This is a genomic window from Kineococcus siccus (assembly GCF_009906795.1).
Lineage (GTDB): Bacteria > Actinomycetota > Actinomycetes > Actinomycetales > Kineococcaceae > Kineococcus > Kineococcus siccus.
On record NZ_JAAALN010000305.1, the window covers coordinates 1 to 3,685 of the forward strand.

Below are 3,685 nucleotides of genomic sequence, written 5' to 3' on the forward strand. Positions count from 1 at the left end.
GTGCTGGGAGTCGGCGCGAACGGAGCTGTCCGCCGGTGCCACCCCCTCAGCCCCCGGGCGCTGCCCCGGCCACGCGGGCGCCGGACGAGGAGGACGCGAGCGGACGGGAGCGCCGATGAGTTCCGGGCCGGGGCCGGGTCACACCCAGCAGCACGACACGTCCCCGACGGCTGGAGGCCGCAGTGTCCGCACCCGACGCGTCCGCACCGGACGGGCCGGCGCCCCGCCTGGACCTGCGGTCCGGGTCCCAGCGCGTGTTCGCCCACCTGCTCGTGAGCAACGCCGTCGTCAGCGTCATCAACTACACGGTCTGGTTCGCGGTGACGTTCTGGGTGTTCCTCGAGACCCGCTCGGTGTTCGCGACCGGCATGATCGCCGGCATCTTCGTCGTGGCCACCGCGGCGACCGGCATCTGGTTCGGCAGCCTCGTCGACAACCACCACAAGCGGTCCGTCATGCAGGCCTCCGCGGTGGTCTCGGCGGCCGTCTACGGCGTGTGCCTCGCGGTGTACCTGCTGACCCCGGACGGCGCCTTCGGCGACGTCGCGTCCTGGCAGCTGTGGGTCTTCGTCGTGCTCTGCATGGCCGGGGTCGTCGCGGGCAACCCGCGCGGCATCGCGCTGCCGACGCTCGTGACGCTGCTGGTGCCGGCCGACGTCCGCGACCGCGCCAACGGCCTGGTGGGGACCGTGGTGGGCAGCTCCATGCTGGTCACGTCCGTCATCAGCGGGTTCCTCGTCGCCTCCGGCGGCATGCTGCACGTCCTGCTGCTCGCGCTCGTGATGCTCGCGGCCTCCGTGGTGCACCTCGCGCGCGTGCCCGTCCCCGAGACGCGCGTCGTGACGACCGACGAGGCGGGCGTGCCCGTCGCGGCGGTGGGCGGGGTCGACCTGCGCGGCACCTGGCGCCTCGTCCGCGGCGTGCCGGGCCTCGTGCCGCTCATCGCCTTCAGCTGCTTCAACAACCTCATCGGCGGCGGGTTCATGGCGCTCATGGACGCCTACGGGCTGTCCCTGGTGTCGGTGCAGGCGTGGGGGCTGCTGTGGGGTGGGCTGAGCGCCGTGATGATCGTCGGCGGCCTGCTCGTCGCGCGCCTCGGGCTCGGCAGCCGGCCGGTGCGCCTGCTGCTCCTGGTCAACGCGGTCGCGTGGACGGCGACGATGCTGTTCCCGCTGGCGTCCTCGGTCGTGACCCTGTCGGTCGCGATGGTGGTGTTCATGGCGCTCATGCCGTTCGCCGAGGCCGCGGAGCAGACCGTGCTGCAGCGCGTCGTGCCCTACGAGCGGCAGGGCCGGGTCTTCGGCTTCGCGCAGAGCGTCGAGCAGTCCGCCGCGCCGGTCACGGCGTTCCTCGTCGGGCCGATCACCCAGTTCCTCGTCGTGCCGTTCATGACCGACGGCGCCGGGGCCGCGGCGATCGGCGACTGGTTCGGCACGGGGCAGACCCGGGCCATCGCCCTGGTCTTCGTGGTGACCGGGCTGGTGGGGCTCGTCGCGACGCTGCTGGCGCTGGCCAGCCCGCAGTACCGCTCCCTCGCGGCGTCCTACGCGCGCGCCGCCGCGACCACCGAGGCCCCGGCCGGGCTGCCCTGAGGCGAGCGGGGGCGGTCAGAACAGGACGGTCGCGAAGTCCCCGACCTCGCGGAAGCCGACGCGGCGGTACGCCGCGAGCGCGCGGGTGTTGTAGTCGTTGACGTAGAGGGACACGGTCTCGACCCCGTCGGCGCGCGCGGCCTCGACGACGGCGGCCATCCCGGGCGCGGACAGGCCCTCGCCCCGGCGGTGCGGCGCGACCCAGACGCCCTGCACCTGCACGACCTTCGGCGACACGGCCCCCAGCTCGGCCTTGAAGACGACCTCGGGGCCGCGCGGGCCGGCGTCGATGCGCGCGAAGGAGCGCCCGGTCGAGACGAGCTCGGCGACCCGCGCCCGGTAGGCGCCGCCCCCGTCGGGCGGGGCGGGCGCGTAGCCGATCTCCTCGGTGAACATCGCGACGCAGGCCGGGACGACGAGGTCCAGGTCGCGCAGCGCGGCCCGGCGGACCGCGGGGTCCGGCGCGAGGGCGGGCGGGCCGTCGCACACCATGAGCGGCTGCCGGGCGCGCACCTCGCGGACCCCCCGCCAGTGCGGCTCCAGCCGCGACCACAGGCCGAGCACGGCCTCGGCGGGACCCACGAGGGACGAGCAGCGGCGGCCCTCCCGGCGGGCGTGGGCCGCGAAGGCGTCCAGCGCGGGCGGCGTGGCCTCGATGGGCACGAGGTTGGCGCCCGCCCAGCAGGCCGAGACGAGCAGGCCGTCCTCGAACCAGCCCCACACGGCACCGCCCAGGTCCGCCCCGGGGCGCGCGAGCAGGCCCAGGAGGCGGGCGGAGACGAAGAGGTTGGCGACCGGGTCGCGGTCGCACAACCGCAGCAGCGCAGGGGCGTCCGCGCCGGACAGCACCCGCAGGCTGCCCGAGCGCTCGGAGCCGCGGGGGGTGGAGGCCGCGGGCGGCGTCAGGTGCACCTGCGCATCCTCGCCCTTCGGCCCGTCCGCGTCGAGGCGGCCCCCGCTCAGCTGACGCTGACGACGGGAGCCCCCGCCGACGCGCCGTCCCCGGGCTCGCCCATGCTCGCCGCGAGCCGCTCGGCCTCCTCGATGAGCGTCGCGACGATGTCGTGCTCGGGCACGGTCTTGATGACCTCGCCCTTGACGAAGATCTGGCCCTTGCCGTTGCCGCTGGCGACGCCGAGGTCGGCCTCGCGGGCCTCGCCGGGGCCGTTGACGACGCAGCCCATGACGGCCACGCGCAGCGGGACGGTGACGCCCTTGAGGCCCTCGGTGACCGCGTCGGCGAGGGAGTAGACGTCGACCTGGGCCCGTCCGCACGAGGGGCACGAGACGATCTCCAGCTTGCGGGGGCGCAGGTTCAGCGACTGCAGGATCTGGATGCCGACCTTGACCTCCTCGACGGGGGGCGCCGAGAGGGACACGCGGATGGTGTCGCCGATGCCCTGGGACAGCAGCGCACCGAAGGCCGTGGCCGACTTGATGGTGCCCTGGAAGGCCGGGCCCGCCTCGGTGACGCCGAGGTGCAGGGGCCAGTCGCCGCGCTCGGACAGCAGCTCGTAGGCGCGGACCATGATCACCGGGTCGTTGTGCTTCACGGAGATCTTGAAGTCGTGGAAGCCGTGCTCCTCGAACAGCGACGCCTCCCACACGGCGGACTCCACGAGGGCCTCGGGCGTCGCCTTGCCGTACTTCTTCAGCAGCCGCGGGTCGAGGGAGCCGGCGTTGACGCCGATGCGGATCGAGGTGCCGTGGTCCTTCGCGGCCTGCGCGATCTGCTTGACCTGGTCGTCGAACTTGCGGATGTTGCCCGGGTTGACGCGGACCGCGGCGCAGCCGGCCTCGATCGCCGCGAAGACGTACTTGGGCTGGAAGTGGATGTCCGCGATCACGGGCAGCTGCGACTTCTTGGCGATGATGTGCAGCACGTCGGCGTCGTCCTGCGTGGGGCAGGCCACGCGGACGATGTCGCAGCCGGTCGCCGTGAGCTCGGCGATCTGCTGCAGCGTCGCGTTGATGTTCGTCGTCGGGGTGGTCGTCATCGACTGCACCGAGACGGGGGCGTCACCCCCGACGTCGACCGTGCCGACCTTGATCTTCCGCGTCTTGCGGCGCGGGGCGAGGACGGGCGGCGGGAG

3 protein-coding genes are annotated in these 3,685 nt (G+C 73.9%); 1 reads left to right on the plus strand and 2 read right to left on the minus strand.

Going from position 1 to position 3,685, the window contains the following annotated elements:
* Positions 1-227: 227 nt before the first annotated feature.
* Complete coding sequence (locus tag GTR02_RS20495; protein WP_420814756.1) at positions 228-1,592, plus strand: MFS transporter; 1,365 nt, start codon at positions 228-230, stop codon at positions 1,590-1,592.
* Positions 1,593-1,607: 15 nt separating this feature from the next.
* On the opposite strand, the gene GTR02_RS20500 is transcribed toward GTR02_RS20495, so the two are convergent.
* Both GTR02_RS20500 and ispG read right to left on the minus strand, forming a co-directional pair.
* Positions 1,608-2,498 carry a GNAT family N-acetyltransferase gene (locus tag GTR02_RS20500; RefSeq protein WP_205709718.1) on the minus strand — a complete coding sequence of 297 codons (891 nt, stop codon included), beginning with the start codon at positions 2,496-2,498 and terminating at the stop codon, positions 1,608-1,610.
* Between the two features lie 53 nt (positions 2,499-2,551).
* Positions 2,552-3,685, minus strand: a 1,134-nt coding sequence (gene ispG / locus GTR02_RS20505; protein WP_166609327.1) for a flavodoxin-dependent (E)-4-hydroxy-3-methylbut-2-enyl-diphosphate synthase, incomplete at its 5' end; no start/stop codon positions are given.